Origin of the sequence: Rivihabitans pingtungensis (genome assembly GCF_003201855.1) — a bacterium.
In the GTDB taxonomy this organism is placed as follows: Bacteria; Pseudomonadota; Gammaproteobacteria; order Burkholderiales; family Aquaspirillaceae; genus Rivihabitans; species Rivihabitans pingtungensis.
Genome location: NZ_QJKI01000004.1, coordinates 153,573 through 168,592, shown reverse-complemented (window position 1 = coordinate 168,592; position 15,020 = coordinate 153,573). Strand labels below are relative to the sequence as shown.

The window sequence follows — 15,020 nt, the reverse complement described above, 5'->3', positions numbered from 1 at the left end:
CGACACAGTGACGCCCGACCAATATTGTGAGGACAAGGCCGCAAAAAGCGGCTCGAGTTTTTATTACAGCTTTCGCTTTTTGCCAGAAGACCGCCGCCGGGCGGTGACCGCTTTGTATGCGTTTTGCCGCGAAGTGGATGATGTGGTGGACGAATGCCACGAAGAGCGGGTGGCGCGGCTCAAGCTGGCCTGGTGGCGCAGCGAGGTGGAGCGGCTGTACGCCGGCGCGCCCGAGCACCCGGTGGGCCAGGCCTTGCTGCCGCATGTGCGTGCGCTGGATTTGCCGCAAGGCCAGCTGCTGGAAATCATCGACGGCATGGAAATGGACCTGGACCAGGCGCGCTACGCCAGTTTTCGTGATTTGCAGCTGTATTGCTACCGGGTGGCTGGCGTGGTGGGCCAGCTGTGCGCGCAGATTTTTGGTTATCAAGATAGACAAACGCTGAAATATGCCCACGACCTGGGCATTGCTTTTCAGCTGACCAATATCATCCGCGATGTTGGCGAAGATGCCCGCCGTGGGCGGATTTATCTGCCGGTGGAAGACTTGCAGCGCTTTAATGTGCCGGCCGACGATATTTTGAACTACCGGGAAACCCCGGCGTTTCGTGAGTTGATGCTGTTCCAGATCGAGCGCGCCGAGCAGTTTTACACGCAGGCGCTGGCGCAACTGCCCAAGGTGGACCGCAAACCGCAGCGCCCCGGCCTGATGATGGCGGCGATTTATCGCGCCACGCTGGACGAAATCCGCCGCGACGGTGCCGAAAAAGTGCTGAACCAACGGCTGTCGCTGACGCCGATTCGCAAGCTGTGGCTGGCGTGGAAAACCTCAGTGTTCGGCTGAGCACCCGCCCGCGCGTCGCCGTGGTTGGCGGCGGCTGGGCCGGTCTGGCGGCGGCGGTGACGCTGGCCGACTGGGCCGAGGTCACCGTGTTCGAAGCCGGCCGCGTGTTGGGCGGACGGGCGCGGCGGCTGGCGCGCGCGCCGGATGGCGTGTTCGACAATGGCCAGCATCTGCTGCTGGGCGCTTACAGCGAGTGCCTGCGCCTGATGCGTCGGGTGGGCGCCGCGCCAGAAGCATTGCTGTGGCGCACGCCGCAGCGGCTGGACATAGCCGGCGAGCACAGCTTTGCCATGCCGCCCTGGCCGGCGCCGCTGAATCAGCTGGCCGGCTGGCTGGGCTGGCGTGGCGCGCCCTGGGGCGAGCGCTGGCGCTGGCTGCGCGCCTTATTGGCCTTGCGCGCGCAGGGCTTTGCCGCGCCGCCCGAGCAAACCGTGGCCGACTGGCTGCGCCAGCAAGGGCAGTCGGCCTGGCTGACGCGCACATTTTGGGAGCCGCTGACCCTGGCGGCGCTGAACACCCCGATCGAGCGGGCGGCGATGGCCTGTCTGGCTGCGGTGCTGCGCGACGGCATGGCCGGCCCGGCGGCGCACAGCGACATGCTGATGCCGCGCGTAGACCTGTCGGCGCTGTTTCCCGAGCCGGCGGCGCACTGGCTGACTGCACAAGGCCATGCCATCCGTGTGGGTTACAGGGTAAAATCGCTGTTTCCTGTTCAGGATGGCGTGGAAGTGGATGGCGAGCACTTTGCCGCCGCCGTGCTGGCCACCGCGCCACAGCATGTCACCGCCTTGCTGGACAGAAAACGCGAGGACGCCACCGACTGGCTGGCGCCCATCAATAAACTGGATTATCAGCCGATATACACGGTGTATTTGCGCGCGCATCGGCCCGAGGCGCTGCCGCAGCCCTGGCTGGGGCTGGTGGACGCCCCTTGGGGCCAGTGGGTGTTTGACCGCCAGCGCTGCGCCGGCCACGCCGGCTGGCTGGCGCTGGTGATCAGCGGGCCGGGGCCGCATCAAGCCTGGTCAGCGGCGGAATTGCTCAGCCGCGCCGCCGCGGGCCTGAACCAGCGCTTTGCCGGCCTGGGCGCCCAGGCCGAAGGCCAGGTGATTGCCGAACGGCGCGCCACCTTCAGCTGCGACGCAGGCCTGGCCCGCGCCGCCGCACAAGGCCCGTGGCCCCGGCTGGCGCTGGCTGGTGATCATGTGGCCGGACCGTATCCGGCCACGCTGGAAGGCGCGGTGCGCAGCGGCGCGCACGCTGCATATTTGCTCAAGAAAGTACTGAATTGCTGATGCACGCAACACAATATGACATTCCGTCCGAGCTCTTGGCCGGGCGCGTGATTCTGGTCACCGGCGCCACGCAAGGCATTGGTCGCGCCGTGGCGCTAGGGGCCGCCCGCCATGGCGCCACCGTGGTGCTGCTGGCGCGCAATATCAAGCGTCTGGAAGCGGTGTACGATGAAATCGTCAGCGCTGGCAGCCCCGAGCCGGCGGCGATTCCGCTGGACTTGCTCACCGCCAGCGATGAAGATTTCAACGCCGTGGCGTTCAAGATTCACCAGGAGCTGGGCCGGCTGGATGGCATCGTGCATTGCGCTTCGCATTTTTATGCGCTGTCGCCCTTGCGCGACCAGGGCATTGAAGAATGGATGAACCAGTTCCGCATCAACACCGTAGCCCCGGCAGCGTTGACCCGCGCCTGCCTGCCGCTACTGGCACAATCGCCCGATGCTTCCGTGCTGGCGGTGGGCGAAAGTCATGGCTTGCACCCTGGTCCGTACTGGGGCGGCTTTGCCGTGTCGCACGCCGGCCTGCCGCACTGGGTGAAAATGGCGGCCAGCGAGTGGGACGTGTGCCCGAACCTGCGCATCAACCTGCTGGTGCCGGGCCCGGTGCAGTCGCCACAACGCACCCGCACCCATCCGGGCGAAGCAAAAACCGAAGTGCCGCCAACCGACAGCGTGGTGCCGGCCTTCCTGTACTGGCTGGGCCCGCAAAGCCGTGGGCAAAGCGGCCAGATCATCGAACTCAACCCGCAAAGGTAAACCGTATGCGAGCTTTACTGCCCCTGACGTGTGTCATCCTGCTTGGCGGCTGCAACTGGCTTGGCAATGTCTCTGGCTTGAACCGCGAAGCCAACGAAGCCATTGGCGCCGGTTGCCGGCAAACGGGCCGTTCGCTGGAAGAGTGCTTCTTGCGTCATCCCGAAGCCGACCGTGCCCAGGTGTATGCCGGCTGGCGCGGCATGAACGAGTACATGACCAAGAATAACCTGACCACCATGGCGCCGCCGGCCGACCCCAAACCCGCCGAGCAAAAAGCCAGCGCCAGGGAAGGCAGTTCCAGCCGCAACCGTGCCGAGCGCTATGCCGACGCTGAGTCGGACGCCGGCAAGCCCGACCCGGAAGTCGAAGCCGTGCTGCGCAATCTGCGCTCAGGCAAGCCGTCCAGCATCTCGCAGGCGCAGGAAGGCGAGTTGGGCCGTGTGCTGTCCATCATCAACGATCCGTCACTGGCGCCGCCTACCCCGCCCGGCGGCAAGCAGTAAACGCACGCACGCCTTACCCCATGCAGCCAGCCCCGGTTTTCCGGCGCTGGCTGTTTATGCTTAACCGGGGCAAATCTGGCCCTGCGTTATAACTGTGCCCGCTGATCTATAGAAGAAAGAACTCCAGCAGGGTGGACAAGCCTGCATTATTATTCCCAACCAGTCAGCGTCGTTGTTGTTGAACTCACCATCAGGAATATCCACCATGAACATCGCCCAGAACGTTGCCGCGCTGGTTGGCAATACCCCGCTGGTTCGCCTGAATCGCCTCACCGCTGGTGCCGAGGCCACCGTGGTGGCCAAGCTGGAGTTCTTCAACCCCGGCCACAGCGTCAAGGATCGCATCGCCGTGGCCATGCTCGACGCCGCCGAAGCGGCGGGCAAGCTTGGCCCGGACACCATTATTCTGGAGCCGACCTCGGGCAACACCGGCATTGGCCTGGCCATGGTGTGCGCCGCGCGCGGCTACCGCTGCACCATCGTCATGCCGGAAACCATGAGCCGCGAGCGTCGCCAGCTGCTGCGCGCCTACGGCGCCGAGCTGATCCTGACCCCTGGCCCCGAGGGCATGGGCGGCGCCATCGCCAAGGCCCAGGCGCTGGCCGCAGCGGATTCGCGCTATTTTATTCCGCAGCAATTTGAAAACCCGGCCAACCCGGCTATTCACCGCGCCACCACCGCCGAAGAAATCTGGGCCGACACCGATGGCCAGGTGGATATTTTTGTCTCGGGTGTGGGCACTGGCGGCACCGTCACCGGCGTGGGCGAAGTGCTGAAAGCCAAAAAACCGGGGGTGAAAATTGTCGCGGTCGAGCCGCAAGCCTCGCCGGTGCTGTCTGGCGGCCCGAAAGGCCCGCACCCGATTCAGGGCATTGGCGCCGGTTTTGTGCCGGCCATTCTGAACACCGGCGTGTACGACGAAGTGATTCAGGTCAGCAATGACAACGCCTTCGAAACCGCTCGCGCCATGGCCACCCAAGAAGGCCTCCTGGTGGGGATTTCTTCTGGCGCCGCCACCTGGGCTGCGCTGGAGCTGGCCCGCCGCCCGGAAAACGCCGGCAAGCTGATTGTGGTGGTGATTCCGTCGTTTGGTGAGCGTTATCTGTCTACCCCCTTGTTCCAACACCTGGCCGACTAAGCGTCGTTGCCCGACCTTGCCGCACTCGTCGCACTGTCTGCGTGCGACTCGCCAGGAGCGCTGCGGCTGGGTGTTGTGAGCAACGCTAAACCTGGCCAGCGCGGCGCATCAGCTTGGATGTTGCGCCGCAGCAACAGTTTTGCGCCGCCCTAGCGCCGTCTGGATGCCGCTGCCCGCCCTGCCTGAACGGCGGCGCGGGCGCCGTATTTGACACAGGGCAAATGTTGTTCAGCAAAACCCGAAATACCGGTAGGCGCACGCCGCCGGCAGCGGTAAAATCCTGCTTACTTATTATTCAGTTATTCGAGAGCGATAGCCCCATGGCCAATGCCAATATGACCGCCGAGCGCGTTCTGTCCGTTCATCACTGGAACGACACTCTGTTCAGCTTCACTTGCACCCGTGATGAAGGGCTGCGTTTCATCAATGGTCAGTTTGTGATGATTGGCCTGGAGGTCAATGGCAAGCCGCTGATGCGCGCGTATTCCATCGTCAGCTCCAACTACGAAGAGCATCTGGAGTTCTACAGCATCAAGGTGCAGGACGGCCCGCTGACTTCGCGTCTGCAACACTTGCAAGTGGGCGACACCGTGCTGATCAGCAAAAAGCCCACCGGCACCCTGGTGCAGGACAACCTGCTGCCGGGTAAAAACCTGTATCTGCTGTCCACCGGCACCGGCCTGGCGCCGTTCATGTCCATCATCAAAGACCCGGAAGTCTACGAGCGCTACGAAAAAGTGATTCTGACTCACGGCGTACGCTGGGTCAGCGAGCTGGGCTACCACGATTACATCACCAACGAACTGCCGAACAATGAATACTTCGGCGACATCGTGCGTGAGAAACTGATTTACTACCCGACCGTCACCCGCGAGCCGTTCCGCAATCAAGGCCGTCTGACCGACCTGATCGCCAATGGCAAGCTGTGCGCCGACATCGGCCTGCCGCAGCTGAACCCGGAACACGATCGCGTGCTGATTTGCGGCAGCCCGAGCATGCTCAGCGACCTGTGCGATATGCTCAACGGCATGGGCTTTAAAGAATCCCCGCGCATGGGCGACCCTGCCGACTACGCCATCGAGCGCGCCTTCGTCGAGAAGTAAGTTTTTGCGTTTGGCTTTGCCTGCACGCCGCGCCGCCTATCCAGGGCCGCGTGGCGTTGTCATATCCGCTTTGCCAGCCAGACCTCCAGCGCCGGTGCTGGCTGCGGCCGGCAAAACAGATAACCCTGATAGTACTGGCAACCATGCTGCTGCAAAAAAGCCTGCTGCTCGGCAGTTTCCACCCCTTCAGCCAGCACTTGCAGCCCCAGCGCGCGCGCCATGGCGATGATGGTGGTGATGATTTCGCCATCACTGCGCTCAAGGCCAATGCCACGCACAAAGCTCTGGTCGATTTTCAGTTTGTCGATGGGAAAGCGCTTCAGGTAGGCCAGTGAAGAATAGCCTGTGCCAAAGTCGTCAATTGACAGGCGCGCGCCCAACGCCTTCAGCGCACACATGGTGTCGATGGATTGCTCCACCTGCTCCATCAGCATGCTCTCGGTCAGCTCCAGCTCCAGGCACGCCGGCGGAAAGCCGCTGGCGGCCAGGGTGGCGCGCACGGTGTTCACAAAATCCGGATGCTGAAACTGGCGCGCAGAGATATTGACCGCCATCACCCGTGGTGGCTGGCCAGCGTCCAGCCAGATGCGGCCCTGCCGGCAGGCTTCCGCCAACACCCAGCCCCCCAACGGCACGATCAGGCCAAGCTCCTCGGCCAGTGGGATGAACTGGCCCGGTGGAACCATCGGGCCATCAGCCGGCTGCCAGCGCACCAGCGCCTCACAGCCAGCCATCTGGCCATCCGCGCCAATCAGTGGCTGGTAATGCAGCACAAACTCCTCACCATCCAGCGCCTGGCGCAGGCGGTTTTCCAGCAGCAGTTGCTCGCGCATGCCCTGGCTCATCGCCTCGGTATGAAAATGGTAGGCGTTGCGCGCCTGCTTGGCGCGAAACATGGCCAGATCGGCATGCTGCACCAGTTCGGTAGCATCGCAAGCATCGTCTGGATACAGGCTGATGCCGATGCTGGCGCTCAGATAAATCGGCGGGTGCTCGTCCAGCATGAAGGGCTCGGCCAGCGCATCCAGCAGGGTTTGCGCCAAGGCCGCCGCGGGCGCGGGGTCGTCCAGGTTATCGAGAATCAGCAAAAACTCATCGCCGCCCAGCCGCGCCACGGTGTCCACGCTCACCGCCACCGCACGCAAACGGGCGGCGGCGGCCTGTAATAACTGGTCGCCAATATGATGACCCAAGCTGTCGTTGACATTTTTGAAGCGGTCGATGTCAATCAGCAAAGCGGCTACCCGCCGGTCGGTGCGCTGGCCGCGTTCGATGGCGTGTTGCAGCCGTGAATAGGCCAGCAAGCGGTTGGGCAAGTCGGTAAGTGGATCAAAATGCGCCAGATGCTCCAGCCGGGCTTCGGACTGGCGCACCTGCGAAATATCGGTGAATACCCCAACATAATTGCAGGGCGCGCCTTGCGGGTCGTACACGGTGCTGATTGACAGCAGTTGCGGGTACAGCTCGCCGCTTTTGCGCCGGTTCCAGATCTCCCCCACCCAATGGCCTTCTTCCAGCACGTTTTTCCACATCAGCTGATAAAAATCATGATCATGGCGACCTGAGCGCAGCAGGCTGGGATTCAACCCGCGCACTTCGTCCAGCGTGTAACCGGTGATGTCGGTATAAGCGCGGTTGACGGCAACGATAGCCGGGCTCAGGTCGGTGATCAGCACGCCATCGCGCATCGATTCAAAAATGGTGGCCGACTGGCGCAAGGTTTCTTCGGTGCGTTTGCGCTCGGAAATATCCTCGGTAAAAATCACAATACCGCCCACATCACCCTGGTCATCGCGCCACGGGTGGATGGTCCAGCGCAGCCATTGCACGCGGCCATCCTGACGCACAAAGCGCTCAGCTTCGCAGTTGAGCGCTTCGCCCTGCAGCCCGCGTTGATGCAGCTCGCGCCAGCGGGCGCCGATTTCCGGGAACACTTCATAGTGGCAACGGCCATCCAGAGGGTGATGGCCCAGGCCATAATCATCCTGCCAGCGGCGGCTGGCAGCCAGATAGCGCATGTCGCGGTCGAACATGGCCAGCGCCACTGGCGCATGCTCAATAAACAGACGCAGACGCGCCTCGTGCTCGCGCAGCGCACGCTCGGCGCGCAAGCGCTCGGATACATCGTTGATCAACACCAGCTTGGCGCGCTGGCCGGCAAACTGGATCAGATGGGTGGTCACCTCCACCTCAATCACCCGGCCATCTCGAGTCAGGTGCTTCCACAGACCGGTCTCATTGAATGGAGACGCCTGCTCAGACAATACGTCCAACAGGCGGGTCACTTCTTCCGGTGAGCGGATATCGCGGATGGTCAGGTCCAGAAATTCGGCCTGACTATAGCCATAATGCTGCAACGCGGCCTGGTTGACAGCCAGAAAGCGCAAGGTGGACAGATCAAAAATCCACATTGGCTGTGGATTGGCCATGAACAGGTGCTGGAACGACGCTTCCCCGGCCATTGAGGCCATGATGGCGGAGTCCAGCGGCGTGGGCGTATGCATGCCGTGCTCCAGACAACAAACCAAAAAGATGATAACCAGCCAAGGCGGGGCCGCCAAATGTGCGGTCAAACCTGATCATGGCATGGTCAATGTCAAGGACCAATCATGTCGAATCCTGCCCATCGCGGTTTGTCCCGCAGGCGGGTACACTGACATCTACCCGCATGATCAAGCCAGCGGGATGCCCTTTTTCAGGAGAGTTGCCGCATGTTCCTCGCCATGAACCGCTTTCGCATTGCCCGGGGTCAAGAAGACGCGTTTATTGCCATCTGGCGTGAACGCAACAGCTATCTGGAGCAAGTGCCTGGTTTTATCCACTTTCACTTGCTGCAAGGCGCCAGCACCGAGGAATACACGCTGTTCGCCTCGCATGCCGAGTGGGAATCTGAAGATGCCTTTCAGGCATGGACCCGCTCGGATGCCTTCCGCCAGGCACACGCCAATGCCGGAGCGCGCCGCGAGCTGTATCTGGGGCCGCCACAGCTGGAACTGTTCAAGTCGGTATTGTGAGCCTGCCCGGTCGGGCAGGCTGGGGCCGTGAGGTCAGGCGCTGTCGCCCGGCTCATGGCGAGTTGAGGACTGAACGGCAGGCTTTTCGGCCACCGAGGGAGCCGGCCGGCTGGGATCAAGAAAGCCTTGCAGGCGATTTTCCAGGATACGGGGATTTTCGCCGCTGCCAATTGCCACCAGGCCTTCGACCTGCATTTCCATCAGATTAATCTGTTCGGTAAGCAGGGTTTTCAGCTTGTGCGCCACCGGCAGAAACACCAGGTTGGCCAGACCCACGCCATACACGGTGGCGACAAAAGCCACAGCAATACCGCCGCCCAGCTTGGAAGGCTCGGCCAGGTTTTCCATGACGTGAATCAGGCCGAGCACGGCGCCCAAAATGCCCAGCGTCGGCGCATAGCCGCCAGCGGACTCCCACACCCGGGCAGCAAAACGTTCGCGCTGCTCCAGCGAGTTGATGTCCAGCTCCAGCGCATGACGCAGGGTCACCGGGTCCACCCCGTCGGCCAAGAGTTGCAGGCCTTTTTGCAGAAAGGGGTTGTCCTCTTGTGCACGGGCAAACTCTTCCATCGACAGGATGCCGTTCTTGCGGGCAATCTGGCTCCAGCTGACCAGATCTGCCAGTTGCTGGTGCAGATCGTGGCGCGGTGGCAGAAATACGCGCGGCAAGCGGCGCAGGCCCAGCATGAATTGCGCCGGCGTGCATTGCAGCATCACCGCACCGGCGGTGCCGCCCATGACAATCAGCAAGGCCGTAGGCTGAAACAGCGAACCAATATGGCCACCTTCCAGCGCCTGGCCCAGCAAAATGGAGGCCAGGCCAACGGCCAGGCCCAGCAGGCTGATCACATCCATGTGCAGACCTCCATCTGGGCCAGACAGAACTCAAGGTGCCGGGTAAATAACCGGCCAGGCAAAAAGCGGGTGGTCATGGGGATCTTGTTGTTGTAATGAAATGATGAAGAAACCGCCCATGTCGGGCGGCAAATGCTCAGAACCAGTCGCGCAGCTTGGTGCGCAGCCGCGCCACCGCCTGGCTGTGCAGCTGGCAGACGCGCGACTCGGTCACACCCAGCACCTCGCCGATTTCCTTCAGATTGAGTTCTTGTTCGTAATACAGACTCATCACCAGTTGGTCGCGCTCGGGCAGGGTCTTGATGGCCTCGACCAGACCATGACGAAAACCGCTGTCGTTGAGGATGTCGATCGGATCCACCTGACGAACGTCGGCAATGCTTTCCACCACGCTGCCACCACCTTGGTCTTCATCGACAGCAAAGTCCTCGTAATACACCAGTTGGTGGCCCTTGCAATCAAACAGCGCATCCTGATAGTCATCCAGACTCAGGCCCAGTGCCTCGGCAATTTCCGGCTCGCGCGGTGGGCGCGCCAGGTTTTGTTCCAGCCGGGAAATGGCTTCTTCGATTTGCTTGGCCTGCTTGCGCGCCTGACGGGGCAACCAGTCGGCCCGGCGCAGCTCGTCGAGCATGGCGCCGCGCACGCGCTGGCTGGCGAAGGTCTCAAACAGCACGCCCTGACTGGCATCAAACTGGCGAGAAGCTTCAATCAGGCCAATCAGCCCCACCTGAACCAGATCGTCCAGCTCAACCGACGCTGGCAACCGACTCATCAGCAGATAGGCGATTTTTTTCACCAGCGAAATATGGCGCTCGATATCCGGTACGCCGGCATTGGCCGGCTCAGCGGAAGGATAGGCCGGGCGTCGGCTCATACGCGCCCCCGCAGCAGCAGGACGAGCAGACGGAGGGCAGGAGTATCCGGCTTCAGACATGGGAGAAACGCCGTAAGGTCAGCAATGCGGTTCATCATAAGGGGGTGGCGGCTTCCTCAGCCAAGTGGCGAGTGGCAGCCAGATAGCGTTCAAACAGTTGCCGGGCATTGCCATGTTCGACCGAACTCCAGCGTGGCAGGACAGCGGCCAGTTGCGAGCAGGCTGTGCCTGCCTCGCTGCCCGGAAAACCATGCAGGGTCGTGGTGCGCAACAAGACAGCACGACGGACCATCGGATCTTCCGGCACAAACCCTACCCAACGCAATGACACACCAAGAAACTCACTGGTCACTTGTGACAGGCGCTGAAAAATCGCCTGGGCTTCGTTCATGTCGCGCGCGCGGTTGACCAGCACGTCAAAACGGCGGCGGGCGAATTCCAGTGCCAGGCGCTTGACCATGGCGTAGGCCTGCATCAGCGTCTGGATATCGGGGGTAAGCACCAGCACCAGATTGTCGGCCAGCGCCGCCAGCGCCGGATCGGTGCTTACCGATGGCGCATCAATCAGCACCAGCTCGATATCACGGGTAAGCGCCTCATATTCGGACACCAATCGGTGTTCGATCGGCTCGGGCAGGTGCATCAGCGTGGACGGGCGGCTATGCACATTCATCACCGAAGCGCCAAACGGCAGTTGGGTAACGGCATCGTGCAAGGAGCCCTGACTGCTGGCGACCATGTCCAGTGTCACCCCTGGATCATCGACAAAACGCTGTGCCAGCGGATTACCAGGGTGCGCGTCGATAATCAGGGTGCGCCGCTGCGCAGCGGTCAGGCCGGCTGCCATTTCGCTGACCATGGTGGTGACACCGCAGCCGGACACTCCCAAAAAGGCAAAGCTACGCCCCACCTGGGCGGCAGGCGTCAGACGGCGCAGGCTGGCGGCCTGGTCTTCCATGGCCCGGGTCCTAGTTCAGGGTGCCAACAAAGGCCGACGTCAACAGCTGATATTCATCGCTCTTCAAGCTGTAGGGGCTCGCTTCGCGCGCCATCTTGAAGGCTCGATCAATCAGGTAGTTGGACTTGGCCAGGTGGAGATCTTCCGGCACGCGCTGGCCATTGGTCACGTACAGCAGTGGCAAACGGTGACGGATGATGGTGTCGATGGCGCCGCCCAAGGTCGGCGCCTCGTCGATTTTGGACATCACGCAGCCCACCAGGCCACCGCCAGGCAGATAGCGGTTGACCACGTCTTCCAGCGTGGCGCCTTCGGCATTGGCCGCCAGCACCAGCACGCGGGAAATCGGGCGGCCGCCATTGGCGGCGGTGTGGGCGTACATCTGGGTTTGTGCATCCACTCGGGCATCGCGCTGGCCCATGCCGGTGGAATCAATCAGCACCAGATGCTTGTCGGCCAGATCCGCCAGGGTCACGTGCAAATCTGCCTCGTTTTGCACCGAAAACACCGATACACCCAGAATCTTGCCGTACAGGCGCAATTGATCCTGCGCGCCAATCCGGTAGCTGTCGGTGGTGATCAGGGCAATGCGCTCGGTGCCGTGGCGCAGAGTGGCGCGGGCGGCCAGCTTGGCCACCGTGGTGGTCTTGCCGATGCCGGTGGGGCCCACCAGTGCATACACGCCGCCACGGGCGATGATTTCATCTTGCTCGTCGATGGTTTTCAGGTTGTGCACCAGCGCCAGCTTGGCCCATTTGAGCGCGGCTTCGTCGCCCAGATTGTCCGGCAGCTTGGCCACCAGCTGGCGACACAAGGCCGGCGACAGACCCAGCGCCAGCATCTGGCGGAACAGCTCGGCCTGGCGCGGGTGGTGTTCTTCCATATTGGCCCAGGCCAGGCTGGCCAGCTGGCTTTGCAGCATGGTGCGCATTTCGCGCACTTCGCCAGACAGCGAATCCAGTTTTTCCAGTGCCTCATCGCTGTTGGCAGCACCAGCTTGCCCACCCAGATCAGGCAGGGAATCTTCGGTAAAGCGTTCGCTGCTATCCGATGCGGCAGGCGCTGTTTCAGCGGGCGCTTCGTAGCGGGCATACACCGATTGCGGAGAGGGCGGCGGCGGCGGCGGCGGCGGTGTGGTGGCCGTCAGCGCCGACATCGGGATGCTGATTGACGGCACAGGCCGTGGTGCGGGCTCCGGTGCGCTGGAGCGCGCCTGAGTGCTGAACGTCTCGGTAGTGGCCGGGCGTGATGGGGTTGGATCATCCAATGGCTCCACCGGCATGGCATAGGTACGCGCCACTGCGCTGGACATCGACGAAGCGGGTTTGCTGCCTGCCGTTGCCGGAGCCGCACCCGCCGGGCCCTTGCCAGGCGTAGGCACTGGTGCAGCCACCGCAGCAGCTGCACCTGGCTTCATGCTCGAAGCCAGTGCACTGACATCCGCATCGGCCACTGCCATGATTTCCACACCACCACCCACCGGGCGGTTGGAAAGAATCAGGGCATCTTCGCCGAGTTCGTTGCGGACTTGTTTGAGGGCATCGCGAGTGGTGGCCCCAAAAAACTTCTTCACTACCATAAGCGCTTACTCTCGCCCACCCACCACCGAAATGATGCGGATGGTTTTGTTGTCCGGAATTTCATTATGCGCCAGCACTGCCAGTTGCGGCATGGCGCGGCGCAGGAATTTGGCCAGCAAAGGTCGCAGGGCCGCCGGGGTCAGCAACACTGGCACCTGGCCTTGCTGCTCGACCCGTTCGGCTTCGCGCGCGGTGCTGGCCAGCAGGTTTTCTGCCAAGCCGGGCTCCAGGCCGCCGCCCTTGGATTGTACGGCGTTGATCAGAATTTGCTCCAGCCCTGGCTCCAAAGTCATGACCGGCAATTCGTTGGCATTGCCATATAGCTGGTAAACAATGGTGCGGCCCAAGGCGACACGCACAGCCGAAGTCAGATCGTCCACATCCTGGGTGATAGGGGTATGCTCGGCCAGAGTTTCGATGATGGTGCGAATATCGCGGATGTGCAAGCCTTCGGTGAGCATGTTCTGCAGAACCTTCTGCAGGATATTGATCGGCACCACCTTGGGAATGAGATCTTCCACCAGCTTGGGCGCATCCTTGGCCACATGATCGACCAACTGCTGGGTTTCTTCGCGGCCCAGCAACTCGGCGGCATGGTTGCTCAGGATGTTGGAGATATGCGTGGCAACGACCGTACTGGCATCCACCACAGTGTAGCCCAGCGACTGGGCTTCATCACGCAAGGCGCCTTCAATCCACAACGCCGGCAGACCAAAGGCCGGATCGGTGGTGGGAGTCCCCTGGATGGTGCCCAGCACCCGACCTGGATTAATGGCCAGATACTGGCCGACAAAGGCTTCACCCTGGCCAACTTCCACGCCCTTGAGCATGATCCGATATTCATTGGGCCGGATTTCCAGATTATCCCGGATATGCACCGATGGCACCAGAAAGCCAAGCTCCTGGGCGATTTTCTTACGGATGCCGCGCACCCGACGCAACAATTCGCCATCCTGGGCACGATCCACCAGAGGAATCAGCCGGTAGCCGACCTCCAGACCGACTGGATCCACCGCCTGCACATCACGCCAGCCGACTTCGGCCAGAGGGGTCTCTGTCAATTGCTGGGCATCGGCCAGATCCGGCTCATTGAATTCGGCTTCAGCAGCACGCTGCTTGCTGCGCTCCAGCGCCCAGGCCAGACCAGCCAGCGAAGAAGCAATCAGCAAAAACGCCACGTGCGGCATATTGGGGATAATACCGATCAGCCCGATGACGGCGGCGGTAATGTACAGCACCTGCGAGTTGGCAAACATCTGCCCCAGCATCTGCTCGGACAGATCTTTTTCAGTGCCCACCCGCGACACCACGATACCGGCCGCAGTAGAAATGATCAGGCCCGGAATCTGTGCCACCAGGCCATCACCGATGGTCAGCAGGGTGTAGGTTTCCAGCGCCTTGCCCAGCGGCAGATCGTGCTGGATCAGGCCCACGCTCAGGCCGCCGACAATATTGATCAGCATGATCATGATGCCGGCGATGGCATCGCCCCGCACAAATTTGGATGCACCATCCATCGAGCCAAAGAAGTTGGCTTCTTCGGCAATCTGGGCTCGACGTTTTTTGGCGTCTTCTTCGCCAATCAGGCCGGCATTCAAGTCGGCGTCAATCGCCATCTGCTTGCCGGGCATGGCGTCCAGGGTAAAGCGGGCGCTCACTTCGGCAATCCGCCCGGCGCCCTTGGTGATCACCACAAAGTTGATGATGGTCAGGATGATGAACACCACAATACCGATGGCGTAATTGCTGCCCACCAGAAAGTGCGAGAACGCTTCAATCACCTTGCCTGCTGCGTCAGCGCCATTATGGCCATTGAGCAGAATCATCCGGCTGGACGCCACGTTCAGCGACAGCCGCAACAGCGTGGTCACCAGCAGCACGGCCGGAAACGCCGAGAACTCCAGCGGCTGGCGGGTGTTCAACCCCACCATCAGCACGATGATGGACACCGCGATATTGAAGGTGAAGAAGATATCCAGCAGAAACGCCGGCAGGGGCAGGATCATCATGCCGAGAATCATGATGATCAGCACCGGGCCGGCCAGCGAGGTGGTGTTGTAACGTGTCAGGAATTGGGAAAGTTTATCCATCCAGCATC

At 61.9% G+C, this 15,020-nt stretch carries 13 protein-coding genes; 7 read left to right on the top strand and 6 right to left on the bottom strand.

Features of this window, described 5'->3' with window-relative positions:
* The first annotated feature begins 7 nt into the window (after window positions 1-7).
* The 6 genes from hpnD (at window position 8) to DFR34_RS04960 (ending at window position 5,638) form a co-directional block, all read left to right on the top strand.
* Complete coding sequence (hpnD, locus tag DFR34_RS04985; RefSeq protein ID WP_110390105.1) at window positions 8-844, top strand: presqualene diphosphate synthase HpnD; 837 nt, start codon at window positions 8-10, stop codon at window positions 842-844.
* Entirely contained in the window at window positions 820-2,139 is a 1,320-nt protein-coding gene (gene hpnE / locus DFR34_RS04980; RefSeq protein WP_158281738.1) for a hydroxysqualene dehydroxylase HpnE, read from the top strand. The genes hpnD and hpnE overlap by 25 nt, the downstream gene beginning before the upstream one ends.
* The gene (locus DFR34_RS04975) at window positions 2,139-2,894 is read left to right on the top strand and encodes an SDR family oxidoreductase (RefSeq protein WP_110390061.1); all 756 of its coding nucleotides are present in this window, start codon (window positions 2,139-2,141) and stop codon (window positions 2,892-2,894) included. Before hpnE ends, DFR34_RS04975 begins: the two co-directional genes overlap by 1 nt.
* A 5-nt stretch (window positions 2,895-2,899) precedes the next feature.
* Window positions 2,900-3,397 carry a hypothetical protein gene (locus tag DFR34_RS04970; protein WP_110390060.1) on the top strand — a complete coding sequence of 166 codons (498 nt, stop codon included), beginning with the start codon at window positions 2,900-2,902 and terminating at the stop codon, window positions 3,395-3,397.
* A 205-nt stretch (window positions 3,398-3,602) separates the two neighbouring features.
* Entirely contained in the window at window positions 3,603-4,535 is a 933-nt protein-coding gene (cysK, locus tag DFR34_RS04965; RefSeq protein WP_110390059.1) for a cysteine synthase A, read from the top strand.
* 320 nt (window positions 4,536-4,855) lie between these two features.
* Window positions 4,856-5,638, top strand: a complete 783-nt coding sequence (locus tag DFR34_RS04960; RefSeq protein WP_211309293.1) for a ferredoxin--NADP reductase — start codon at window positions 4,856-4,858, stop codon at window positions 5,636-5,638.
* A 59-nt stretch (window positions 5,639-5,697) separates the two neighbouring features.
* On the opposite strand, the gene DFR34_RS04955 is transcribed toward DFR34_RS04960, so the two are convergent.
* A complete protein-coding gene (locus DFR34_RS04955; protein ID WP_110390058.1) occupies window positions 5,698-8,142 on the bottom strand; it encodes a sensor domain-containing protein in 2,445 nt (814 codons plus the stop codon).
* A gap of 207 nt (window positions 8,143-8,349) precedes the next feature.
* Here DFR34_RS04955 and hmuQ point away from each other — a divergent pair, with 207 nt between their 5' ends.
* A complete protein-coding gene (gene hmuQ, locus DFR34_RS04950; RefSeq protein WP_110390057.1) occupies window positions 8,350-8,652 on the top strand; it encodes a heme-degrading protein HmuQ in 303 nt (100 codons plus the stop codon).
* A gap of 33 nt (window positions 8,653-8,685) precedes the next feature.
* Here hmuQ and DFR34_RS04945 read toward each other — a convergent pair whose 3' ends face one another.
* From DFR34_RS04945 to flhA, 5 genes are all read right to left on the bottom strand, one after another.
* Window positions 8,686-9,507 (bottom strand): flagellar motor protein, encoded by an 822-nt coding sequence (locus tag DFR34_RS04945; protein WP_110390056.1) that lies wholly within the window; start codon window positions 9,505-9,507, stop codon window positions 8,686-8,688.
* A 136-nt stretch (window positions 9,508-9,643) separates the two neighbouring features.
* Window positions 9,644-10,384 (bottom strand): RNA polymerase sigma factor FliA, encoded by a 741-nt coding sequence (locus DFR34_RS04940; RefSeq protein ID WP_110390055.1) that lies wholly within the window; start codon window positions 10,382-10,384, stop codon window positions 9,644-9,646.
* A 94-nt stretch (window positions 10,385-10,478) separates the two neighbouring features.
* On the bottom strand, window positions 10,479-11,342 hold the full coding sequence (locus DFR34_RS04935) for a MinD/ParA family ATP-binding protein (RefSeq protein ID WP_110390054.1): 864 nt from the start codon (window positions 11,340-11,342) through the stop codon (window positions 10,479-10,481).
* Between the two features lie 10 nt (window positions 11,343-11,352).
* Window positions 11,353-12,921 (bottom strand): flagellar biosynthesis GTPase FlhF, encoded by a 1,569-nt coding sequence (gene flhF, locus DFR34_RS04930; protein WP_110390053.1) that lies wholly within the window; start codon window positions 12,919-12,921, stop codon window positions 11,353-11,355.
* A 6-nt stretch (window positions 12,922-12,927) separates the two neighbouring features.
* Window positions 12,928-15,012, bottom strand: a complete 2,085-nt coding sequence (gene flhA, locus DFR34_RS04925; protein ID WP_110390052.1) for a flagellar biosynthesis protein FlhA — start codon at window positions 15,010-15,012, stop codon at window positions 12,928-12,930.
* Between the last annotated feature and the right edge of the window lie 8 nt (window positions 15,013-15,020).